This is a genomic window from Eubacterium sp. AF16-48 (assembly GCF_003479405.1).
Taxonomy (GTDB): domain Bacteria; phylum Bacillota; class Clostridia; order Lachnospirales; family Lachnospiraceae; genus Eubacterium_G; species Eubacterium_G segne.
Window position 1 is genome coordinate 1 of record NZ_QUHB01000026.1, and the last position, 1,512, is coordinate 1,512.

2 protein-coding genes are annotated in these 1,512 nt (G+C 44.4%); both read left to right on the forward strand.

Annotated features, from left to right (window positions below; translation table 11 throughout):
- A partial coding sequence (locus DWW68_RS13270; protein ID WP_118595032.1) for a C40 family peptidase occupies positions 1-702 on the forward strand: 702 nt, incomplete at its 5' end.
- A gap of 16 nt (positions 703-718) precedes the next feature.
- Positions 719-1,512: conjugal transfer protein (locus tag DWW68_RS13275; protein ID WP_147365707.1), on the forward strand; the 794-nt coding region annotated here is incomplete at its 3' end.

Consider the following 1,512-nt stretch of genomic DNA (forward strand, 5'->3'; position numbering starts at 1 on the left):
TTAGATACGGAAAGCTCAATCAAGCAGGGGTGTAAGTATTTTGCGTCCCTGCTTTCTTCCTGCAAAAATCAAGGTATCGACGACTTGAATGTAGCGATACAGTCTTATAACTATGGCGGTGGCTATGTGGGATATGTGGCAGGAAAAGGAAAAAAACACACTTTTAATCTTGCAGAGAGCTTCGCCCGTGAGAAATCGGGTGGAAAGAAAGTAACCTACACCAACCCGATAGCCGTTGCTAAGAATGGGGGCTGGCGGTATGGCTATGGAAATATGTTCTATGTGGAAGTAGTCAATCAGTATTTAGCAGTTCCGCAGGTATCGGGAGAACTGGCACAAAAGGTAATGAATGAAGCGTTGAAATATCAAGGCTGGAAGTATGTGTATGGTGGCAGTAACCCGAATACTTCCTTTGATTGTTCGGGATTGACGCAATGGTGCTATGGAAAAGCTGGTATCTCCTTACCGAGAACAGCACAAGCACAGTATGACGCAACCCAACATCTGCCACTCTCGCAGGCAAAAGCAGGCGATTTGGTGTTTTTCCATTCCACCTATAACGCTGGTTCGTATGTAACACACGTCGGTATTCTTGTTTCGCAGACACAGATGTACCACGCAGGCGACCCGATAGGATATGCAGACCTAAGTAGTAGTTACTGGCAACAGCACTTAATCGGTGCAGGACGAGTAAAACAATAGAAAGGACTTGAAAAATATGTTTAAGAAGAATAAGAAACAGACAGAAACTATCAAAGAACCAAAAGAAAAAAAGGTGCGTACTGTCAAGGTAGGCACACATAAGAAAACCGTGATTGCGTTGTGGGTGGTGCTTGTCGCAAGCGTGAGCTTTGGGGTGTATAAGAATTTTACGGCTATCGACCAGCACACCACCCATGAAAAAGAAATCATTGAACTTTGCTTGCAGGACACCAACGGGATAGAAAATTTCGTGAAAAACTTTGCGAAGTCCTATTACACATGGGATAACAGCAAAGAAGCTATCGAAGCAAGGACGCAGGCAATCAGCGGTTATCTGACAAAGGAATTGCAGGACTTAAATGTAGACACCATTAGAACCGATATACCGACCAGCTCCACGGTTACAGATGTGATTGTATGGCATATCGAGCAATCGGGAGCGGACACTTTTTCTGCTACCTACGAAGTAGATCAGCAGATAAAAGAGGGAGAACAGACAAGCAATGTGAAAGCAACCTATACTGTAAAAGTCTATGTGGACGCAGACGGGGATATGGTAATCGTTCAAAACCCTACCCTTGCACCAGCAGTTGAAAAATCAGACTATGAGCCTAAGACACCAGAAGCAGACGCAAGCGTGGACGCTGATACGGTAAATGACGCTACCGCTTTTCTGGAAACATTCTTTAAGCTGTACCCAACAGCGACGGAAAAAGAGCTTGCTTACTATGTATTGGGAAATGTGATTGAACCTATCGGCAGGGACTACCTTTATTCTGAACTGGTAAACCCTATCTTTATAAAGGACGG